The sequence below is a fragment of the Pseudonocardia benzenivorans CB1190 genome (assembly GCF_000196675.2).
Lineage (GTDB): Bacteria > Actinomycetota > Actinomycetes > Mycobacteriales > Pseudonocardiaceae > Pseudonocardia > Pseudonocardia benzenivorans.
Window position 1 is genome coordinate 6,174,700 of record NC_015312.1, and the last position, 18,764, is coordinate 6,193,463.

Annotated in this window: 21 protein-coding genes; 13 read left to right on the top strand and 8 right to left on the bottom strand. The window is 71.9% G+C overall.

Annotated features, from left to right (window positions below; genetic code table 11):
- Window positions 1-188: 188 nt before the first annotated feature.
- The gene (locus PSED_RS29240; protein WP_013677845.1) at window positions 189-884 is read right to left on the bottom strand and encodes a DUF3159 domain-containing protein; all 696 of its coding nucleotides are present in this window, start codon (window positions 882-884) and stop codon (window positions 189-191) included.
- Window positions 885-1,048: 164 nt separating this feature from the next.
- On the opposite strand from PSED_RS29240, the gene PSED_RS29245 reads away from it, so the two are divergent.
- A complete protein-coding gene (locus PSED_RS29245) occupies window positions 1,049-1,849 on the top strand; it encodes an SGNH/GDSL hydrolase family protein (RefSeq protein ID WP_013677846.1) in 801 nt (266 codons plus the stop codon).
- Window positions 1,850-1,904: 55 nt separating this feature from the next.
- On the opposite strand, the gene thpD is transcribed toward PSED_RS29245, so the two are convergent.
- The 5 genes from thpD to PSED_RS29270 form a co-directional block, all read right to left on the bottom strand.
- A complete protein-coding gene (thpD, locus tag PSED_RS29250; protein WP_013677847.1) occupies window positions 1,905-2,816 on the bottom strand; it encodes an ectoine hydroxylase in 912 nt (303 codons plus the stop codon).
- The gene (locus PSED_RS29255) at window positions 2,817-3,269 is read right to left on the bottom strand and encodes an ectoine synthase (RefSeq protein WP_013677848.1); all 453 of its coding nucleotides are present in this window, start codon (window positions 3,267-3,269) and stop codon (window positions 2,817-2,819) included.
- Window positions 3,270-3,271: 2 nt separating this feature from the next.
- A complete protein-coding gene (gene ectB, locus PSED_RS29260; protein WP_143771077.1) occupies window positions 3,272-4,582 on the bottom strand; it encodes a diaminobutyrate--2-oxoglutarate transaminase in 1,311 nt (436 codons plus the stop codon).
- A 282-nt stretch (window positions 4,583-4,864) separates the two neighbouring features.
- Window positions 4,865-5,395 (bottom strand): diaminobutyrate acetyltransferase, encoded by a 531-nt coding sequence (gene ectA, locus PSED_RS29265; protein WP_013677850.1) that lies wholly within the window; start codon window positions 5,393-5,395, stop codon window positions 4,865-4,867.
- 221 nt (window positions 5,396-5,616) lie between these two features.
- The gene (locus PSED_RS29270) at window positions 5,617-7,218 is read right to left on the bottom strand and encodes a flavin-containing monooxygenase (RefSeq protein ID WP_013677851.1); all 1,602 of its coding nucleotides are present in this window, start codon (window positions 7,216-7,218) and stop codon (window positions 5,617-5,619) included.
- 193 nt (window positions 7,219-7,411) lie between these two features.
- Here PSED_RS29270 and PSED_RS35420 point away from each other — a divergent pair, with 193 nt between their 5' ends.
- Window positions 7,412-7,720: a nuclear transport factor 2 family protein gene (locus PSED_RS35420; RefSeq protein WP_083845326.1), complete on the top strand. Its 309-nt coding sequence runs from the start codon at window positions 7,412-7,414 to the stop codon at window positions 7,718-7,720.
- Between the two features lie 27 nt (window positions 7,721-7,747).
- Here PSED_RS35420 and PSED_RS29280 read toward each other — a convergent pair whose 3' ends face one another.
- Window positions 7,748-8,170, bottom strand: a complete 423-nt coding sequence (locus PSED_RS29280; RefSeq protein WP_041762753.1) for a YccF domain-containing protein — start codon at window positions 8,168-8,170, stop codon at window positions 7,748-7,750.
- Window positions 8,171-8,303: 133 nt separating this feature from the next.
- On the opposite strand from PSED_RS29280, the gene PSED_RS29285 reads away from it, so the two are divergent.
- Window positions 8,304-9,101, top strand: coding sequence for a COG4705 family protein (locus PSED_RS29285; protein WP_013677853.1), 798 nt, complete (start codon window positions 8,304-8,306; stop codon window positions 9,099-9,101).
- A 39-nt stretch (window positions 9,102-9,140) separates the two neighbouring features.
- Here PSED_RS29285 and PSED_RS29290 read toward each other — a convergent pair whose 3' ends face one another.
- Window positions 9,141-9,617, bottom strand: a complete 477-nt coding sequence (locus tag PSED_RS29290; protein ID WP_013677854.1) for a hypothetical protein — start codon at window positions 9,615-9,617, stop codon at window positions 9,141-9,143.
- Between the two features lie 330 nt (window positions 9,618-9,947).
- Here PSED_RS29290 and PSED_RS29295 point away from each other — a divergent pair, with 330 nt between their 5' ends.
- From PSED_RS29295 to zwf, 10 genes are all read left to right on the top strand, one after another.
- Window positions 9,948-10,157 carry a hypervirulence associated TUDOR domain-containing protein gene (locus PSED_RS29295; RefSeq protein WP_013677855.1) on the top strand — a complete coding sequence of 70 codons (210 nt, stop codon included), beginning with the start codon at window positions 9,948-9,950 and terminating at the stop codon, window positions 10,155-10,157.
- A 65-nt stretch (window positions 10,158-10,222) separates the two neighbouring features.
- Window positions 10,223-10,630, top strand: coding sequence for a DUF427 domain-containing protein (locus PSED_RS29300; RefSeq protein ID WP_013677856.1), 408 nt, complete (start codon window positions 10,223-10,225; stop codon window positions 10,628-10,630).
- A 165-nt stretch (window positions 10,631-10,795) separates the two neighbouring features.
- On the top strand, window positions 10,796-11,950 hold the full coding sequence (locus PSED_RS29305) for an inorganic phosphate transporter (protein ID WP_013677857.1): 1,155 nt from the start codon (window positions 10,796-10,798) through the stop codon (window positions 11,948-11,950).
- Window positions 11,951-11,961: 11 nt separating this feature from the next.
- A complete protein-coding gene (locus PSED_RS29310) occupies window positions 11,962-12,204 on the top strand; it encodes a hypothetical protein (protein WP_013677858.1) in 243 nt (80 codons plus the stop codon).
- A 39-nt stretch (window positions 12,205-12,243) separates the two neighbouring features.
- Window positions 12,244-12,540, top strand: coding sequence for a DUF3349 domain-containing protein (locus PSED_RS29315; RefSeq protein WP_013677859.1), 297 nt, complete (start codon window positions 12,244-12,246; stop codon window positions 12,538-12,540).
- Window positions 12,541-12,818: 278 nt separating this feature from the next.
- Window positions 12,819-14,012, top strand: a complete 1,194-nt coding sequence (locus PSED_RS29320; RefSeq protein WP_013677860.1) for an LLM class flavin-dependent oxidoreductase — start codon at window positions 12,819-12,821, stop codon at window positions 14,010-14,012.
- A complete protein-coding gene (locus tag PSED_RS29325; protein WP_013677861.1) occupies window positions 14,009-15,373 on the top strand; it encodes an NtaA/DmoA family FMN-dependent monooxygenase in 1,365 nt (454 codons plus the stop codon). Before PSED_RS29320 ends, PSED_RS29325 begins: the two co-directional genes overlap by 4 nt.
- Before the next feature lie 27 nt (window positions 15,374-15,400).
- Window positions 15,401-15,970: an NADPH-dependent FMN reductase gene (locus tag PSED_RS29330; protein ID WP_013677862.1), complete on the top strand. Its 570-nt coding sequence runs from the start codon at window positions 15,401-15,403 to the stop codon at window positions 15,968-15,970.
- A 180-nt stretch (window positions 15,971-16,150) separates the two neighbouring features.
- On the top strand, window positions 16,151-17,095 hold the full coding sequence (locus tag PSED_RS29335) for a quinone oxidoreductase family protein (RefSeq protein ID WP_143770669.1): 945 nt from the start codon (window positions 16,151-16,153) through the stop codon (window positions 17,093-17,095).
- A gap of 153 nt (window positions 17,096-17,248) precedes the next feature.
- Entirely contained in the window at window positions 17,249-18,742 is a 1,494-nt protein-coding gene (gene zwf / locus PSED_RS29340; protein ID WP_013677864.1) for a glucose-6-phosphate dehydrogenase, read from the top strand.
- Window positions 18,743-18,764: the final 22 nt, after the last annotated feature.

Below are 18,764 nucleotides of genomic sequence, written 5' to 3' on the forward strand. Positions count from 1 at the left end.
GACGCGATCCATCCGGATCACGTCCGCTGCGCCGTTCGCTCCCACGGTCGCCGTCGCGTCGCCACCAAGGTCATCTTGTGTGGCCCCGCAAGGATCCGGCGCTCCGAGCTGCGGGAACGGGATTACGCTGCCCGGCTCTGCCGCGGAATACCGAGCCGTAACCGATCTTGCGCACGCGGGTGTCCGCGTCACGACTCTCCGTGATCATTCGGGCGAACCGGCGTTCCCGGGGCGACGGGGTGCAACAGCCCCGGATGATCGGCGGGCAACGACCGCTTCACGACGACCCACGACAGCGCCACGCACGCCGCCACCAGCGGCCAGGTCAGCGCGACGCGGGCGATCCCGAGCGCGACGACCTGGTCCGCGGCGTACAGCGGCAGGAACACCACGAGCCGCACGAGGTACTGGCCCACCCACACCCAGCTGGCCCGGCCGTAGGCGCGCAGCAGGTCCGGATCCCGGCGCCAGCGCGTCTTCCGGCCGAGGACGAGTCCGACGACGACCCCCAGCAGCGGCCAGCGGATCACGATCGAGACCGCGAACGCCAGCGCGCTGCCGGCGTTGCTCACGATCTGGACCAGGAAGAAGTCGACGGCCCGTCCGGTCGCGACCGCCACGGCCACCGCGACGGCGACGGGCAGCAGCCCGAGCAGCACCGACCGGGGCCGGTGTCCGCGCGCCAGCCGGTAGGTGGCGACGACACCGGCGACGACGACCGCCGCCGCGCCACCCACGGCGACGGCGGACGTGCTGCCCAGGGCCTGCGCGACGAGCCAGCCGACGACGAACGCGCCCGCGGGCAGCGTCGCGTCGACGGCGCCGTGCCGGCCACCGAGGATCTCGCGCAGGGTCGGCTCGACGGGCGTACGAGGAGCGGTCACATAGGTAAGGGTGCCCTATTGCGGCGATCCCATCACCCCTCTGGCGTGAGCCGGGCCGTCGGGTGATCCTTAGGCTTGCACCACCCGACCGTGGGATGACGCGCGGGTGAACGACGCCCGGGCGTGGACGGTGGCGCAGCGCAGTTTTGATCGAGGGGGTTGCCATGCGCGCCAGGAACACGTTCGTCGCCATCGGCGACAGCTTCACCGAAGGTCTCGACGACCTGTGGGACGACGGCTCGCCGCGAGGCTGGGCCGACCGGGTCGCCGAGCGCCTGGCCGCGGGCCGTCCGGACTTCTCCTACGCGAACCTTGCCGTGCGCGGGAAGCTGCTCGACCAGATCGTCGAGGACCAGATCCCGGTGGCGGAACGGCTGCGGCCCGACCTGATCACGTTCTGTGCGGGCGGCAACGACATCATCGGCTTCCACTGCGACACCGACGACCTCGCCGCGCGCTTCGACGCGGCACTGGCCCGGCTGGTGGCCACCGGCGCCGAGGTGCTGATCTTCACGGGGTTCGACCTGCGCAAGATGCACCTGCTGCTGCGCCGGCTGCGCGGCCGGGTCGCCTGCTACAACGAGCTGATGCGGGCGAGCGCCGAACGGCACGGCTGCCGCGTCGTCGACCTGTGGGCCATGGACGTGCTGGCCGACCCGCGGGCGTGGAGCCTGGACCGGCTGCACCTGACGCCCGAGGCCCACGAGCGCGTCGCGCTGCGCGTGCTGGAGGTCCTCGGCGAGCCGGTGCCGGCCGACTGGCGCACGCCGTGGCCTGCGGCCGAGGCGCCGCGCTGGCGGGCGCGCCAGCAGTCGGATCTCGTGTGGTTCCGCGACCACGTCATGCCCTACGTCCGCAAGCGGCTGCGCGGTATCGCGATCGGCGACGGCTACCTGCCCAAGCGTCCGGAGCTCACGCCGGTCGTGCCGATGGTCACCCCCGTCGACGCCGAACATCCGGTGTAGGGGGCGTGCCGGGCCCGCCCGGGGCAGGGCGGGACCGGCGAGGTGGCGGGCCGGGTCAGCGCGGGACCGGCGTGAAGTCCCGGGCCCCGATGAAGTCCGGACGGCGGGCCGGTGCGTAGAACGGCTCGACGCTGGTGTTCTCGACGCTGTTGAACACCACGAAGATGTTCGACCGCGGGTACGGCGAGATGTTGTCCGACGAGCCGTGCATGCAGTTCGAGTCGAAGAACGTCGCCGACCCGGCCGCGCCGGTGAGCATCGCGATGCCGTGCCGGTCGGCCAGCGCGGTGAGGCTGTCCGGATCCGGGGTGCCGATCTCCTGCTCCTTCAGCGACGCCCGGTAGTGGTCCTCCGGCGTCTCGCCGACGCAGGACACGAACGTCCGGTGCGACCCCGGCATGATCATGAGACAGCCGTTGTAGGCGAAGTTCTCCGTGAGCGAGATCGAGCAGCTGACCGCGCGCGGCAGCGGCATCCCGTCCTCGGCGTGCCAGGTCTCGAAGTCGGAGTGCCAGTAGAAGCCGCCGCCGCCGAAGCCGGGCTTGTAGTTGATCCGGCTCTGGTGGACGTAGACGTCCGAGCCCAGGATCTGCCGGGCCCGGCCCGCCACGCGCTCGTCGGCGACCAACCGCGCGATCGCGTCGCTGATGCGGTGGACCTCGAAGATCGACCGCACCTCGTTCGACGACTTCTCGACGATGCAGCGCTCGTCCCCGCGCACGGCCGGATCCGTCGCCAGCCGGTCGAGCTCGGCCGCGTAACCCGCGACCTCCTCGGCCGTGAGCAGCTGGGGCACCTGGACGAACCCGTCGCGCTCGTGCGCCTCCAGCTCCTGAGCGCCGAACATCCCGCCCTCGGGGCCGCCCCACACCGTGGGCTCGGCGCGCTCGATCAGCGCGGGGGTACTCGCGATCCGGGTGTAGTAGCGGTCGTCGGTCCGTCGGTCACTGCCGGTGACGGCAGTCATTCAGCTCGCCTCCTCGACTCTCGTCTTCTGCACCTCGGCCTGCGCGGCGGCGGCCGTCTCGTCGGGCTCGATCCTGATCAGCGGGTACACGCCGTTCTCGTCGTGCACCTCCCGCCCGGTGACCGGCGGGTTGAACACGCAGACGGTCCGCATCTCGGTGCGCGGCCGCAGCTGGTGACGCTCGTTGCCGCTGAGCACGTAGATCGAGCCCGGTCCGAGCTGGTAGGTGACGTCGTTGTCCTTGTCGTAGAGCTCGCCCTCGCCCTCGGTGACGAACACGGCCTCGATGTGGTTGGCGTACCAGAAGTCGTTGATCGTGCCCGCGTCGAGCACGGTCTCGTGGACGGAGAACCCGACGCCGTCGCCCGCCAGCACGATGCGCTTGCTGCGCCAGTTGGGCGTCTTGACGTCGCGGTCGGTGTCGGTGATCTCATCCAGCGTCCGGACGATCACGGTCAGGCTCCCTTCACCACGGTGCGGACCGACTCGGCGATGACGGTGAGTCCCTCGTCGAGCTCGTCGTCGCTGACGGTCAGCGGGGGCAGCACCTTCATGACCTCGCTGAGCGGGCCGGATGTCTCCATCAGCAGACCACGTTCGAAGGCCGCGGCACAGACCTTGGCCGCCTGCTCGGGCTGCTCGAACTGCAGGCCGCGGGCCAGCCCACGGCCCTTGACGGTGATGCCGGCCTCGGCGTTGTCGGTGGCGATCCTGGTGAACGCCTCGTCGACGTGCTCGCCCTTGGCCAGCGTCGAGCGCTCCAGCGCGTCGTCGGACCAGAACTCGCGCAACGCCGCGGTGGCCGTCACGAACGCGGGGTTGTGGCCGCGGAACGTGCCGTTGTGCTCGCCGGGGCTCCACTGGTCGATCTCCGGCTTGATCAGCACGAGCGCCATCGGCAGCCCGTAACCGGAGATCGACTTCGAGACGGTGACGATGTCGGGCTCGATCCCCGCGATCTCGAAGGAGAAGAACGGGCCGGTCCGTCCGACGCCCATCTGCACGTCGTCGACGATCAGCAGCATCCCGTGTTTCTTGCACAACTCGGCGAGGCCCTGCAGCCACTCGATGCGGGCCGGGTTGATCCCGCCCTCGCCCTGCACGGTCTCGACGATCACGCCCGCCGGCTCGTTGAGCGACGAGCCCTGGTCCTGCAGCAGCCGCTCGAACCAGAGGAAGTCCGGGACGGTCCCGTCGAAGTAGTTGTCGAACGGCATCGGCGTCGCGTGCACCAGCGGCACGCCCGCACCGCCGCGTTTCATGGAGTTGCCGGTCACCGAGAGCGCGCCCAGCGTCATCCCGTGGAAGGCGTTGGTGAAGTTGATCATCGCTTCCCGGCCGGTGACCTTGCGCGCCAGCTTGAGCGCCGACTCGACCGCGTTGGCGCCGGTCGGACCCGGGAACTGGATCCGGTAGTCGAGGTTGCGCGGTTCGAGCACCAGGTCGCGGAACGTCTCGAGGAACTCGCCCTTGGCCGTGGTGTACATGTCCAGGCCGTGGGTGACGCCGTCGCGCGTCAGGTAGTCGATCAGCGGTTTCTTCAGCGCGGGCGGGTTGTGCCCGTAGTTGAGGGCACCGGCGCCCGCGAAGAAGTCGAGGTAGGAGCGGCCGTCGACGTCGGTGAGGCGGCTCCCGCGCGCGGTGTCGAAGACGACGGGCCAGTTCCGGCAGTAGCTGCGGACCTCGGACTCCAGCTCACCGAAGACGGTCTCGGATCGGGCTCCGGGAGCGCGGCGAGTGGTTCCGGCGGTGGGCGTCTCGAGCATTGCAGTCCCTACGGTCGTGTCGATCACGTGGTCGTCGGTCGTCGGTGTCGTCAGGGCGGTCGTCTTCGTCGGATCGGTCGTGGTCATCTGCTGTCGAATCTCTGCCGTCGGATCGGAAACGCCGCGCGGCTGCGGTGCCGTCGCGGTGGGATCGCGATGGGGATCGTCGCGATCACGATGCCGCGTCTCCGAGGGGAGTCACGGTCGGGCGATGTCGGGGAACGGCCGTGGGGATGGGGTACCGTTCCGGGCGGCGGTGTGCGGCCGCCCCGGGTGGTGCGCTCAGGCCGCGAACGGCCCGATCCGGTGGAGGATCTCCGGCTCGTGATCGGCGCCGAGCTGGTCGGCGGAGAACAGCTCGGTCCTGGCGACGGGCGCGCCCCGGCGCTCGGCGAACGCCGTGAACAGCCGCTCGGACGCCTCGTTGTCGGGCGTGATGGTGGTCTCGAGGTGGTCGATGTCGGGCACCCGCTCGGCGAGGGCGTCGAGCATGCGGCCTGCGACGCCCAGGCCCCTCGCCTCGGCGTCGACGGCGACCTGCCAGACCACGAGGGTGGAGGGGGCGTCCGGCCTGCGGTAGCCGGTGACGAACCCGATCGGCGGGTTGTCCTCGTGGCCGAGCCGCGCGACGACCGAGGTCGCGCCGAAGTCGCGGCACCACAGCAGGTAGGCGTACCGCGAGTTCAGGTCCAGCACCTTCGACTCGGCGGCCAGCCGGGAGCACTCGACGCCGTCGTCGACCGTCGGGGCCGAGATGACCACGACGGGTGGCGGACTGGCGGGATGATCGGTGTCCTCGTCTCGCGCCAACATGGTGATCCAAGGTAACAACCGAATTGCCGACGTGCAGCCCCCGTGAGTCCCCGACCTGCGAAAACACAGAAATTCTGTGAGGTGCTCCACGGAAATGTTTGGCGCCGGCCGATGCGGGGAAGTACATCGGACTGCGCAGCCGAAATAGTTCCGATATCAACGGCCGCGTGGGCACGGGAAACATCTCCGTACCCACGCGGCCGTATCCGCACCCGTCGTGATCAGGTCATCACGAACCCGTCGTAGCCGCGCACCGCGACCTCCTCGCACGTCTTCGCGTAGTTCGCCATGCCGCCCGCGTAGGGCATGAAGACGCGCGGCTTGCCCGGCACGTTGGCGCCCAGGTACCACGACGTCGACGCCTGCGGCAGGAGAGTGCGATCGGCGGCGCGGGCGACCTCGGCACCCCACTCGCGCTCCGCGTCCTCGGTCGTCTCGACCCGGTCGAGACCCTTGTCCCGCATGTGCTCCAGGCAGTCGATGATCCACTCGACGTGCTGCTCGATGCACGTCGGCATGTTGGTGAGCACCGACGGGCTGCCCGGCCCGGTGATCGTGAACATGTTGGGGAAGCCGGCGACCTGCAGACCCAGGTAGGTCTTGGGCCCCTCGGCCCAGCGGTCGCGCAGGGCGACACCGTCGCGGCCGCGGATGTTCATGCGCAGCAACGGGCCCGTCAGCGCGTCGAAGCCCGTCGCGAACACGATGCAGTCGAGCGGGTACTCGTGCTCGCTCGTGCGCATGCCCGTCGGGGTGATCTCCTGGATCGGCGTGGCCCGGACGTCGACGAGCGTGACGTTGTCGCGGTTGTAGGTCTCGAAGTACTCGGTGTCGATCGGCGGGCGCTTCGTCGCGAAGCCGTGGTCCTTGGGCAGCAACCGCTCGGCGACCTCCGGGTCCTTGACGATCTCGCGGATCTTGTTCCGGATGAAGTCCGACGCCGTGTCGTTGGCGGCCTTGTCCGCCAGCAGGTCCGCGTAGGTGGCGCGGAACCGCAGGCCGCCGAACTCCCATGCCGACTCGTAGGTCGCGGTGCGCACGTCGTCGTCGACGGCGAGCGCGGAGGTCTCGTTGATCAGGAACGGGTGGCCGTTGGTCGAGGCGCGCTGCACCGCACGGATCCGGTCGTACTCCTGCTTGATCTTCGCCGAGACCTCGGGCGACATGGGGCCGTTGCGCGCCGGGATGCTGTAGTTCGGCGTCCGCTGGAACACGGTCAGGTGCGCGGCCTCGGCGGCGATCACCGGGATGGCCTGGATACCCGTCGACCCGGTGCCGACGATGCCGACCCGCTTGCCGGAGAAGTCGACCTTCTCGTGCGGCCACTGCCCGGTGTGGTACCAGTCGCCCTCGAACGAGTCCAGGCCCGGGATGTCGGGGACGTTCGCCGACGACAGACAGCCCACCGCCGTCACGAGGTAGCGGCCCCTGACGGTGTCGCCCGCCTCGGTCCCGACGTTCCAGAGGCCGGCCTCCTCGTCCCACGACGTCGCGGTGACCCGGGTGTTGAGCCGGATGTCGCGCCGCAGGTCGAAGCGGTCGGCGACGTGGTCGAGATAACGCCGGATCTCCTCCTGCCCGGCGTACCGCTCGGACCAGGTCCACTCCTGCTGGAGGTCGTCGTCGAACGAGTAGGAGTAGTAGTAGCTCTCGGAGTCGCAGCGGGCGCCCGGGTAGCGGTTCCAGTACCAGGTGCCGCCGACCCCGTCGGCGGCCTCGAGCACGACGGCGCGCATTCCGCTGCGGCGCAGCCGGTGCAGCATGTAGAGCCCGGCGAAACCCGCTCCGACGACGACCACGTCGACGGTCTGCTCTTCGGTCATGTGTCCCTCCACTTCGAGGGTGCGGCTCGACGCCCGCGGACGCACGTCGGAGCGACGGACTGGGTCGCGTTTTAGTGTAACGAGCGGTCTACGAAACCGGCGGGTCTGCGATCAGACCGGTGTCCTGTCCCGGGCGTCGTACCGGTCGCGGGCCGCGGCGATCTCGTCCATGTGCCCGTAGGCCCGGTACCGGATCTCCGCGACGACGTGCTGCAGGCTCACCCCGAGCGGGGTCTTCGGAGGCTTCTACAGCCGCGCGGTCGCTCGTTTCGACCCGGACACGCCGACGAACCCGACCCTGAGGTCGATCGTCGCGGACGGCGACGTGGCCGTCGCGCAGTGGCGCACGACCGGCCGGACGGTCACCGGCGCCGACTACGACAACTCGTACTGCGTGGTGTTCACCGTGCGCGACGGGCGGATCGCCGAGGTGCCGGAGCACCTCGACACCGCCCACTTCGAGCAGGCGCTCTTCGGCCCGGCCGCGGTGCCGGCCCGGTAGCCGACGACCCGGTGGCGCGGTACGGGCTCAGTAGCGCGGTGCCGGCTGGGCTGGACGGTAACCGGGGTAGGCCAGCTCGGGCCGCTCCACGATCATCCGGCCCAGCGGCACCAGCGACACCGGGATCAGCTTGATGTTCGCCCAGGCCAACGGGATTCCGATGATCGTGATCGCCAGCGCGATCGCCGTCCCGAGGTGGCCCAGCGCCAGCCACCAGCCGGCGAAGATGAACCAGATCACGTTGCCCACCACCGAGGGGGCACCCGCGTCGGGCCGGCGGACGAGGTCACGACCGAAGGGCCACAACGCGTAGTTGGCGATCCGGAACGAGGCGATCCCGAACGGGATCGTGATGATCAACAGGCAGCAGATGACGCCCGCGATCGCGTAGCCGATGGCCAGCCACACACCGCACAGCACCAGCCAGATCACGTTGAGGACCGTGCGCATGACTCCGTCCCCTTCCTCCGGGACGACCCAGTGTGCCCGCGCCGGGGTCACCGTCGCCACACTCCCGAGGTTTTGCCGTCGGCTTGCCCGCTGAGCCACCGACGCTGGCCGGACCGCTCCTAACGTCCCGCGGGTGACCGCTCCCACCAGCAGCCGGGGCGACGCCGGCACCGCCCCGGCCCGCGCGACCGCGACCGCGCTCCCGGCCGTGACCGCGACCTTCTGGATCATCAAGGTGATCACGACGGGCGCCGGGGAGACGGCGTCGGACACCCTCGGCCACCACCTCGCGCCGCCGGTCGCGGTGGCGATCGCCGGCGCGCTGCTCGTCGTCGCGCTGGCGGCTCAGCTCACCGTCCGCCGCTACGTGCCGTGGGTGTACTGGTCGGCCGTCACGATGGTGAGCGTGTTCGGCACGATGGCCGCCGACGCGCTGCACGTCGGGCTCGGCATGCCGTACGTGACGTCGACGGTGCTGTTCGCCGTCGGCCTCGGGGTCGTGCTCGGCGCCTGGTGGCTGCGCGAGGGAACGCTCGCCATCCACAGCGTCACGTCGCGGCGCCGGGAGTGCTTCTACTGGGCGACGGTGCTGGCCACCTTCGCGCTCGGCACCGCCGTCGGCGACCTCACCGCCACGGTGCTCGACTGGGGCTACCTCGCCTCCGGGGCGGTCTTCCTCGTCGCGATCTCCGTGCCCGCGGCCGCGCACCGATGGCTCGGGCTCGGGGCCGTCCCGGCGTTCTGGATCGCCTACGTGCTGACCCGGCCGCTCGGCGCGTCGTTCGCCGACTGGGGTGCCGCGGCCCGTGCCGCGGGCGGTCTCGACATCGGCGCGGGCACCGTCACCGCCGTGCTGCTGGCGCTGATCGTCGTCCTCGTCGCGCGGCTGACCCTTGCCGACCGCCGGGAGGCGCTCGACCGGCGCGGATGACCGGCGTCGCGACGTCGTCGGCCGAGCCGGTCCCGCCGCTCAGCCCGCGCGGGTGAAGCTGCAGCGCAGGCTCTGCGCGGTGGAACTGCCGTCGCCGGCCAGGACGAGGGTGTCGCCGTCGGACTCGGTCACGGCGAGCCGCAGCGGCGGCTCCTGCGGGCGCGTGGGGTCGGTCAGCACGAGGACGTCGCCGTCGAGGGACCAGCGGGTCGGGCCGCCGCCGCGGCGCGTCGACAGGCCCGCGACGGTGCCGTCCTCGTCGAAACGCAGCGTCACCGTCCCCGCGCCGGGGCTGGGCACACAGGTGCCCGACCAGGTCCCGACGACGGCTGGTGCCGACCCGAGCTCGCCCGTCGCGGCGAGCGCGCCCAGTACCGATCCGGCGACCACCAGCAGCACGACGCCCGCGATCGCGATGTTGCGACGCCCGCGTGCCGTCAGTCCCGAACCGTCGCGGGCCGGACCGGAGGCCGGGAACGGCAGCTTGCCCGTCGCGGGGATCGGCTGGTCGGCCATCCCCGTCCAGGGGCCGGACCGACCGTGGGTGTGCCGCCCGTGTTCGGCGCGGTGCTGGACCTGCCACCCGGGTCCGGCCGGCCCCCGCTGCGGCTGCGGCAGCGGCCGGGGCACGGGGCCGGGGTGCGGGCCGGGTGGTCCGGGCGGCGGGCCCGCCGGGGACCGTGTCGGTCCCGGGCCCTGTGCCGGGTCGTGATCACCCACCGCGGTCCCCCGTCCGTCGCACGCTCGTGCCGCTCGGCCGTCGAGTCTCCCATCGGGGCACGCGGGCGTGGACGACCGGTCGCCGGGGTACGGCGTGGGGACCCACGTCCCGACGAGGAGGCCGCGATGAGCCAGGAGTTCCGCAAGGGCGACAAGGTGCGGTGGAAGAGCCACGGCGGCTGGGCCGAGGGCGAGGTGCTGCGCCGGATCACCTCCGACACCGAGGCGGGCGGGCGGACGGTCCGTGCGTCGGCGGACGAGCCGCAGTACCTGGTGCGCAGCGCCAAGAGCGGCGGCGAGGCCGTCCACAGGCCGGACGCGCTCGAGAGGCAATAGATCCGGGCCGCGGCGGGTTACCCGGTGTACGGCGCGAGGGCGCCGTGGACCGTCGAGGAGGACGCATGACCCGCACCGTGAAGATTCCGGGGCCCGACCACCCGATCACGATCGCGCCGGCCGACCGCCGCGTCGTCGTACGGGCGGGCGGGCACGTGGTCGCGAGCACGACGCGTGCGCTCGCCCTGCAGGAGGCCGACTACCCGGTGGTCTACTACGTGCCGCTCGCCGACGTCGATCCCGCGGTGCTCGCCGACAGCGACACCACGACGTACTGCCCGTACAAGGGCGACGCGTCCTACCACGACGTCAGCACGGCCGCCGGGACCGTCTCCGACGCGGCCTGGACCTACCGCGAGCCGTACGAGTCGGTCGCCCCGATCGCGGGCCACCTGGCGTTCTACCCGGACCGCGTCGAGATCGTCGCCGAGGAGACCGGACCCGGACCGCGCGGGTCCGCTTCGGCGAGTTAGCGATGGTTGTCCGGAAATGCCTTTCTATTCTCTCGGCGGCATTGTTCCGGATTCTTCCGGAAAGCGTCCGGGCCAGGTGAACAGCAGGTGAACCCACCCCGTCGGGTCGATGCAGAAATGCCGTGAGACATCGACGTCACCCGAACGGGGACGGACGATTTCCGGGTGACCGTTGTCCTCGTCCTGGTGGTCGTGACCGCCCTCGCGTTCGACTTCACGAACGGGTTCCACGACACCGGAAACGCGATGGCGACGTCCATCGCCACCGGCGCCCTGAAGCCGCGTGCGGCGGTCGCGCTCTCCGGTGCGCTCAACCTCGTCGGCGCATTCCTGTCCCTGAGCGTCGCCGCGACCATCGCGAGCGGCCTGGTGGACACCCGGCTCGTGACGCCGACCGTCGTGTTCGCGGGGCTGACCGGCGGCATCGTCTGGAACCTGCTCACGTGGTTCCTCGGCATCCCGTCGAGCTCGTCGCACGCGCTGATCGGCGGCGTCGTCGGCGCCACGCTCGCGGCGGCGGGCGCCCACGCCGTGCAGTGGCAGAACCTCGTGTCCAAGGTCGTCATCCCGGCCGGGCTCTCCCCCGTCATCGCCGGGATCGTGGCCACCGTCGGCACCTGGCTCGTGTACCGGATCAGCCGCCGGATCGCCACGGGAGCGCGCGACCGCGGATTCCGCTACGCGCAGATCGGCTCGGCGTCGATGGTGTCGCTCGCGCACGGCACGAACGACGCGCAGAAGACGATGGGCGTCATCACGCTGGCCCTGATCGCCGGCGGCAGCCTGCCGCCGTCGGCGAAGGCGCCGCTGTGGGTGATCGTCGCCTGCGCGATCGCCATCAGCGCCGGCACCTACATCGGCGGCTGGCGGGTCATCCGCACGCTGGGCAAGGGCCTCGTCGAGATCGACCCGCCGCAGGGCATGGCCGCCGAGGCGTCGTCGGCGGCGGTGATCCTGCTGTCGGCGGGCCTCGGCTACTCCCTGTCGACGACGCACGTCGCCACCGGCTCGATCCTCGGCAGCGGGGTGGGCAAGCGTGGCGCGCGGGTCCGCTGGGGCGTGGCGGGCCGGATGGCCACGGCATGGCTGGTCACCCTGCCCGCCGCGGGCGTCGTCGGCGCGGTCTCCTACCTCGTCGCCGACGGCATCGGCGGCACGGCCGGGGTCGTCGTCGTGTTCCTGGTGCTCGCGGCCGTCGCGCTCGGGATCTACCTGCGGTCGCGGCGCACGGCCGTCACCCCGTCGAACGTCAACGAGGAGTGGGCGGGCAGCAGCGTCGTGCCGCCGAGCGAGCAGACCCCGACCCCCGCCTCGGCCTGAGGAGCAGCCCGATGACCCAGTGGATCAACCTGCCCGCGATCGGGAACATCCTCCTGCTCGGTCTGGTGTTCGGCGCCGGGCTGCCGGCGCTGGTCGCCGTCGGCGTGACGATGCTCGACACGGGTCGCACGAGCGGCACGGACGGCACCGCCCGGGTGGCCGCCTCCCCGGCCCGGCAGACGGTCGCGTACCTGTGCTTCGCGGTGGTCCTCGCCGCGATCGCATTCGGCATCTACGAGGTCGTCACCGGCTGAGCCGGCGCCACGCTCCGAGAATCCCGGAAGGACACCCCGATGCCGCTCCCCCCGTTCCTGCAGTCGATCATCGACTGGGTGCGTGCCGGCTACCCGGAGGGCCTGCCCCAGCAGGACTACCTCCCGCTGGTCGCGCTGCTGGGACACCAGCTCACCAACGCCGACGTCACAGCCGTCGCCGACCACTTCGCCGAGACCGGCGACCCCGCCACCGCCGACGCCATCCGCGAGGCGTGCGCGACCATCTCGCACGCCGTGCCGCAGGACGAGGACATCGCCAGGGTGCGGGCCCGGCTCGCCGCGGGCGGCTGGCCACTGGCGCCGATCCACCCGTGAGTGGCGTTGGTCGCCATGGCGACCAACGCCACTCACGACCGTTCCCGGTTATTCCCGCAGAGGCCGAGGACAGGATCACGCTGACCTGGGCCCGGTCGTGTGCCATGTTGGGGTGATGCACGGCCCGGAGCAGGTCACGAGGCGCGTCGCGACGACGCTGCCCGGTCCCGAGGCCGTGCTCGTCGGCAGGCTGTGGCTCGACGGCCTCGGATCGCCCGCCGGGTTCTGACGCGCGGCCCCGCCCCGCGTCCCTGCCGGCCCGACCCGAAGGCCTCACCGTGCCCGATACCCCCCTTCACCTCGGCGTCCTGCTCGACGGCGCCGGCCGCCATCCCGCCGCCTGGCGCGAGCCGCAGGCCCGGCCCACCGACCTGTTCACCGCCGGCTACTGGGCCGAGCTCGTCGCCGAGGCCGAGCAGGGCCTGCTCGACCTGGTGACGCTGGACGACACGCTCGGCCTGCAGTCCGCCGACGCGTTCGCCCTCGACCCGCGCACCGACCAGGTCCGCGGGCGGCTCGACGCGTCGATGCTGGCGGCCCGCATCGCGCCGCTGACCTCGCACGTCGGGATCCTGCCGACGGTCGTCGTCACCCACACCGAGCCCTTCCACGTCTCGACGACGATCGCCACGCTCGACTACGTCAGCAGCGGGCGCGGCGGCGTGCAGGTGCGGGTCTCGGGCCGCGCCGAGGAGGCCCAGCTCTTCGGCAGGCGCACCCTGCCCACCGACCGCGACGAACTGCTCGCCGAGCTGTTCGACGAGGCCGCCGACGCCGTCGAGGTCATCCGCCGGCTGTGGGACAGCTGGGAGGACGACGCGATCATCCGCGACGCGGCGACCGGCCGGTTCGTCGACCGCGAGCGGTTGCACTACATCGACTTCGAGGGACGGCACTTCAGCGTGCGCGGGCCGTCGATCACGCCGCGGCCGCCGCAGGGCCAGCCGATCGTGGCCGCGCTCGCGCACCGTGCGGAGCCGTTCGCGCTGGTCGGGACGTCGGCCGACCTCGGCTTCGTCACCCCGCGCGACACCGCGGACGCCAGGACGACCGTCGGCGCGATCCGGGAGGCGCAGGCGGCGGCCGGGCGCGAGGCCGAGACCGTGCACGTCTGGGCCGACCTCACCGTCGTCCTCGACGACGACGCGAGCGCCGCCCGTGACCGGCTGGCCCGTCTCGACTCGGTGGCCGCGTACACCGACGACGCCCGGGTGTTCGCCGGGTCGCCGGCCGAACTCGCCGACCTCATGGCGGACCTGCGCACCGCCGGGCTGTCCGGGTTCCGGCTCCGCCCCGCGGTCCTGCCCGACGACCTGCGCCAGGTCACCCGCGGGCTCGTCCCCGAGCTGCAACGCCGGGGCCAGTTCCGCACCGGCTACGAGGCGTCGACACTGCGCGGGCTCCTGGGGTTGCCCCGGCCCGCCGACCGCTACGCCACCGTCGTCCGCGACCGTGCAGGGAGCACCCGATGAGCCGCAGGCAGATGCACCTCGCCGCGCACTTCCCCGGCGTCAACAACACGACGGTCTGGAGCGAGCCCGAGTCGGGCAGCCAGATCGAGTTCTCGTCGTTCGCGCACATGGCCCAGACCGCCGAACGCGCCAGGTTCGACTTCATGTTCCTCGCCGAGGGGCTGCGGCTGCGGGAGCAGAACGGCGCGATCTACGACCTCGACGTCGTCGGCCGCCCCGACAACGCGACGATCCTCGCCGCCGTCGCCGCCGTGACCGAGAAGCTGGGGCTGGCCGCGACGATCAGCTCGACGTTCAACGAGCCCTACGAGGTCGCCCGCAGGCTCGCGTCGATCGACCACCTGTCGGGTGGGCGCGCGGCCTGGAACGTCGTCACGTCGTGGGACAAGTTCACCGGGGAGAACTTCCGCCGCGGCGGCTACCTCGCCCAGGGCGACCGGTACCTGCGCGCTACACAGTTCCTCGACACCGTCATGACGCTGCTCGACTCCTGGCGCGGCGACGAGATCGTCGCGGACAAGGCGACCGGCGAGTTCCTGCGCGACGCCGACGCCGGCCGGTTCGACGTGCACGTCGACCAGTTCGACATCCGCGGCCGGTTCTCGGTGCCGCGCAGCCCGCAGGGCAGGCCGGTCGTGCTGCAGGCCGGCGACTCCGACGAGGGCCGCGAGTTCGCCGCCGCCAGCGCCGACGCGATCTTCACCCGGCACGGCAGCCTCGAAGCGGGCCAGGCGTTCTACGCCGACGTCAAGCGCCGGCTCGCGGCGTACGGCCGCACCGAGGACCAGCTCAAGATCCTGCCCGCCACCACCTTCGCGCTCGGGGACACGCAGGCCGAGGCCGAGGAGCGCGGCCGGCAGATCCGGCGCCAGCAGGTCAGCGGGCAGACCGCGCTGCGCTTCCTCGAGCAGGTGTGGAACCGCGACCTCTCGCACCTCGACCCCGACGGCCCGCTGCCCGACATCGACCCGCTCGTCGTCGACGGCGACACGCCGCGGGTGTCGCAGGGCCGCGCCGCCGACCGGATGTACCGCGACCCGCTCGCCACGGCCCGGGAATGGCGCGAACGGGCAGCAGCGAACAACCTCTCGATCCGCGACCTGATGACCGAGGTGACGTCGCGGCAGTCGTTCGTCGGCACCCCGAGCAGCGTCGCCGAGCAGATGGAGCGGTTCGTCGAGCAGCGGGCGTCGGACGGGTTCATCCTGGTCCCGCACATCACCCCGACGGGGCTCGACGAGTTCGCCGACAAGGTCGTGCCGATCCTGCAGGAGCGCGGCTCGTTCCGGGCCGACTACACCGGCTCGACGCTGCGCGACCACCTCGGCCTCGCCCCGCTCGACGCCCGCGCGAGCGTCTGACCCCGTCCGACCCGAAAGAGGAAGCCCGTGCCCGTTCTGCAGATCGTCGTCGGCAGCACCCGGCCCGGCCGCGTCGGCGCGCCCGTCGCGGCCTGGATCGCCGAGCGCGCGAGGGAGCACGGCGGCTTCGACGTCGAGGTGCTCGACCTGGCCGAGATCGACCTGCCCATGTTCGACGAGCCGATCCACCCCGTCCGCGCGCAGTACACGAACGAGCACACGAAGCGCTGGTCGGCGACGGTCGCGCGCGGCGACGCCCACGTCTTCGTGACGCCCGAGTACAACGGCTCCTACCCGGGCTCGCTGAAGAACGCGATCGACTTCCTCAACCACGAGTGGCGCTACAAGCCGGCCGGGATCGTGTCCTACGGCGGGGTCTCCGCGGGCACCCGGGCGGCGGTCGCGCTGCGCAGCGTGCTGACGACGTTGCGGATGGTCCCGGCCGTCGACGCCGTCCACATCCCGTTCATCGGGGAGAAGATCGCCGACGACGGGACCCTCGTCGCCAACGACGTCATGGTCGCCGCCGCCAAGACCATGTTCGACGAGATCGCCCGCCTGCGGACCGCCATCGAACCGCTGCGCCCCCGCGCCTGACCCACGTCCCGCGCCCGCGAGCCCGCGGGACGTGGTCGGTCCGCGACCCCGCGTCGCGCGCAACCCCAGCGTCGTCCCGCGGCCGATCCGCAGCAGTGAGGTTGCGCCGGGGTCGGTGGCGTCGGGGCGGGGCCGGGTCCCGGGTCGGACGAAGGCGGGGTGGAGCGGTTGACTGGCCGCATGACCACAGCGATCGTGGCCACCGCGTTCGGTGGCCCGGAGGTCCTGTCCGTCGTCGACGTCGACGTGCCCGCGCCCGGCCCCGGCGAGGTCACGGTCAGGGTGGTGGCCGCGTCGGTCAACCCGATCGACCACAAGCGCTTCAGCGGCACGATGGGCGCCGACCCGGCGAGGCTCCCGATGCGGATCGGCAGCGAGGCGGCGGGCGTCGTCACGGCCGTCGGTCCCGGCGCGGAGGGCCCGGCCGGCCCGCTCGCGGTCGGCGACGAGGTCGTCGTGTACCCCGCGCCCGGCGCGTTCGCCGGGGAGCTCACCGTCGCGGCGCGGAACGTCGTCCCGAAGCCGGCCGACGTGTCGTGGGAGGAGGCCGCGGCGGTGCTGCTCGTCGGCGCCACCGCGGTGCACGCCCTCGAGGTCGTCGGAGCCGGTGCGGGCGACACCCTGGTGGTGCACGGTGCCTCGGGCGGGGTGGGCTCGCTCGTCACACAGCTCGCGCTGGCCCGCGGCGCCGCCGTCGTCGCGACGGCGAGCGAGCGGCACCACGAGACGTTGCGCGGCTACGGCGCGGTCCCGGTCACCTACGGCGCGGGGCTCGCGGACCGCATCCGGCGGGCTGCACCGTCCGGTGTGGACGCCGCGGTCGACACCGTCGGCACCGACGAGGCCGTCGACACCTCGCTGGAGCTGGTCGCCGACCGCCGCCGCATCGTCTCGATCGCCGCGTTCGGCCGTGCCTCCGAGGGCATCGCGCTGATCGGTGGCGGGCCGGGCGCGGACCCGGGCACCGAGATCCGGTCGAACGCGTGGCGCACCCTGCTCCCGGCGCTGGCCGACGGGACGCTGCGCGTCGTCGTCGCCAGGACGTTCCCCCTGGTCGAGGCGGCCGAGGCGATCGCGCTCGTCGAGAGCGGGCACGCGGGCGGCAAGGTCGTGCTGCGGCCCTGACGGCACCCGCCCCCGGCTGGGCCGAGTGCCTGCGTCGGAACGTCACCGGCCGGACACCTCGCCGACCTGAGGAGCGGGCGGGATCTGAGTACGGTTCCCCCGGGAGAGGTCCCGCGCGGTCCGCCGGGACGCGTTCTGTGGGAGGTCGCAGCTGTGGTCAGCCCCCGTCGTGCTCAGACGATCGCCTATCCGGCCACCGGCGCGCGGCCGCGGCTGCGTGACACCGAGCCGCTGGCGCCGCACGTCATCGTCCTCTTCGGCGCCACCGGCGACCTCGCCAAGCGGAAGCTGTTGCCGGGCATGGCCTATCTGGAGCGGTCGTCGCTGGCACCGGACATCCGCGTCGTCGGCACCGCGATGGAGGACATCACGACCGACGAGTTCCGCGCCCTCGCCCGTGCCGCGATCGAGAGCTTCGGCATGCACAAGCTCGACGACGAGGGCTGGGCCCAGTTCGCCGAGCGGCTCACCTACGTCCCGCAGAGCGCGGGGCCGGAGGGGCTGTCCTCCGCGGTCAAGGGCGCGCAGGAACTGTTGGGTCCCGACTGCCGGCGGCTGCACTACCTTTCGGTGCCGCCGAGGGCCGCGGAGGCGGTCATCACGATGTTGCGCGACTCCGACCTGGTGGCGGACTCGCGCGTCGTCATGGAGAAGCCGTTCGGCTCCGACCTCGCCAGCGCGATCCGGCTCAACGACTTCGTCCACGAGGTCTTCGACGAGTCGCAGATCTTCCGGATCGACCACTTCCTCGGCAAGGAGGCCGCGCAGAACATCCTGGCGTTCCGTTTCGCCAACGGCCTGTTCGAGCCGATCTGGAACCGTAACTTCATCGACCACGTCCAGATCGACATCCCCGAGACGCTCGGCCTGGACCTGCGCGCGAACTTCTACGAGTCGACGGGCGCCTACAAGGACATGGTCGTCACGCACCTGATGCAGGTGCTGGCGTTCGTCGCGATGGAGCCGCCGACGGCGCTGGAGCCGCGGGCGATCAGCGAGGAGAAGAACAAGGTCTTCCGGTCGCTGCTGCCGATCCACCCGTCCGACGTCGTGCGCGGCCAGTACGTCGGCTACCGCGACGAGGAAGGTGTCAGCCGCGAGTCCGACACCGAGACGTTCATCGCGCTGAAGGTCGGCCTCGACAACTGGCGCTGGGCCGGCACCCCGTTCTACCTGCGGACGGGCAAGCGGATGGCCGAGGGCATGCGCATCATCTCCATCGCCTTCAAGGAGGCGCCGCGGACGATGTTCCCGACGGGCTCCGGCGTCAGCTCGCAGGGACCGGATCACCTGACCTTCGACCTCGCGGAATCGGGCCGGGTCTCGTTGTCCTTCTACGGCAAGCGGCCGGGACCGGGGATGCGACTGGAGAAGCTGTCGATGCAGTTCTCGACGCAGGAGACCGAGCACGGCGGCGACGTCCTCGAGGCCTACGAGCGGCTCATCCTCGACGCCATGCGCGGCGACCACACGCTGTTCAACACCGCGGAGGGCATCGAGTCGCTCTGGGAACGCTCGGCGCCGCTGTTGGACGACCCGCCGCCGGTCAAGAGCTACCCGCAGGGCACGTGGGGCCCCAACGCGATCCACCAGCTCATCGCCCCCAGCGCCTGGCGGCTGCCCTTCGAGCGGGCCTGGCGCGAGTAGCGGCCGCGCTCCCCCTCCGGGC

What these genes read in the sequence shown, in the direction of transcription:
- PSED_RS29245 (WP_013677846.1), top strand. Translation starts at nt 1,049, where the DNA reads ATGCGCGCCAGGAACACGTTCGTCGCCATCGGCGACAGCTTCACCGAA.
- thpD (WP_013677847.1), bottom strand. Translation starts at nt 2,816, where the DNA reads ATGACTGCCGTCACCGGCAGTGACCGACGGACCGACGACCGCTACTAC.
- ectB (WP_143771077.1), bottom strand. Translation starts at nt 4,582, where the DNA reads ATGCTCGAGACGCCCACCGCCGGAACCACTCGCCGCGCTCCCGGAGCC.
- ectA (WP_013677850.1), bottom strand. Translation starts at nt 5,395, where the DNA reads ATGTTGGCGCGAGACGAGGACACCGATCATCCCGCCAGTCCGCCACCC.
- PSED_RS29270 (WP_013677851.1), bottom strand. Translation starts at nt 7,218, where the DNA reads ATGACCGAAGAGCAGACCGTCGACGTGGTCGTCGTCGGAGCGGGTTTC.
- PSED_RS29280 (WP_041762753.1), bottom strand. Translation starts at nt 8,170, where the DNA reads ATGCGCACGGTCCTCAACGTGATCTGGCTGGTGCTGTGCGGTGTGTGG.
- PSED_RS29290 (WP_013677854.1), bottom strand. Translation starts at nt 9,617, where the DNA reads ATGGCCGACCAGCCGATCCCCGCGACGGGCAAGCTGCCGTTCCCGGCC.
- PSED_RS29295 (WP_013677855.1), top strand. Translation starts at nt 9,948, where the DNA reads ATGAGCCAGGAGTTCCGCAAGGGCGACAAGGTGCGGTGGAAGAGCCAC.
- PSED_RS29300 (WP_013677856.1), top strand. Translation starts at nt 10,223, where the DNA reads ATGACCCGCACCGTGAAGATTCCGGGGCCCGACCACCCGATCACGATC.
- PSED_RS29310 (WP_013677858.1), top strand. Translation starts at nt 11,962, where the DNA reads ATGACCCAGTGGATCAACCTGCCCGCGATCGGGAACATCCTCCTGCTC.
- PSED_RS29315 (WP_013677859.1), top strand. Translation starts at nt 12,244, where the DNA reads ATGCCGCTCCCCCCGTTCCTGCAGTCGATCATCGACTGGGTGCGTGCC.
- PSED_RS29325 (WP_013677861.1), top strand. Translation starts at nt 14,009, where the DNA reads ATGAGCCGCAGGCAGATGCACCTCGCCGCGCACTTCCCCGGCGTCAAC.
- PSED_RS29335 (WP_143770669.1), top strand. Translation starts at nt 16,151, where the DNA reads ATGACCACAGCGATCGTGGCCACCGCGTTCGGTGGCCCGGAGGTCCTG.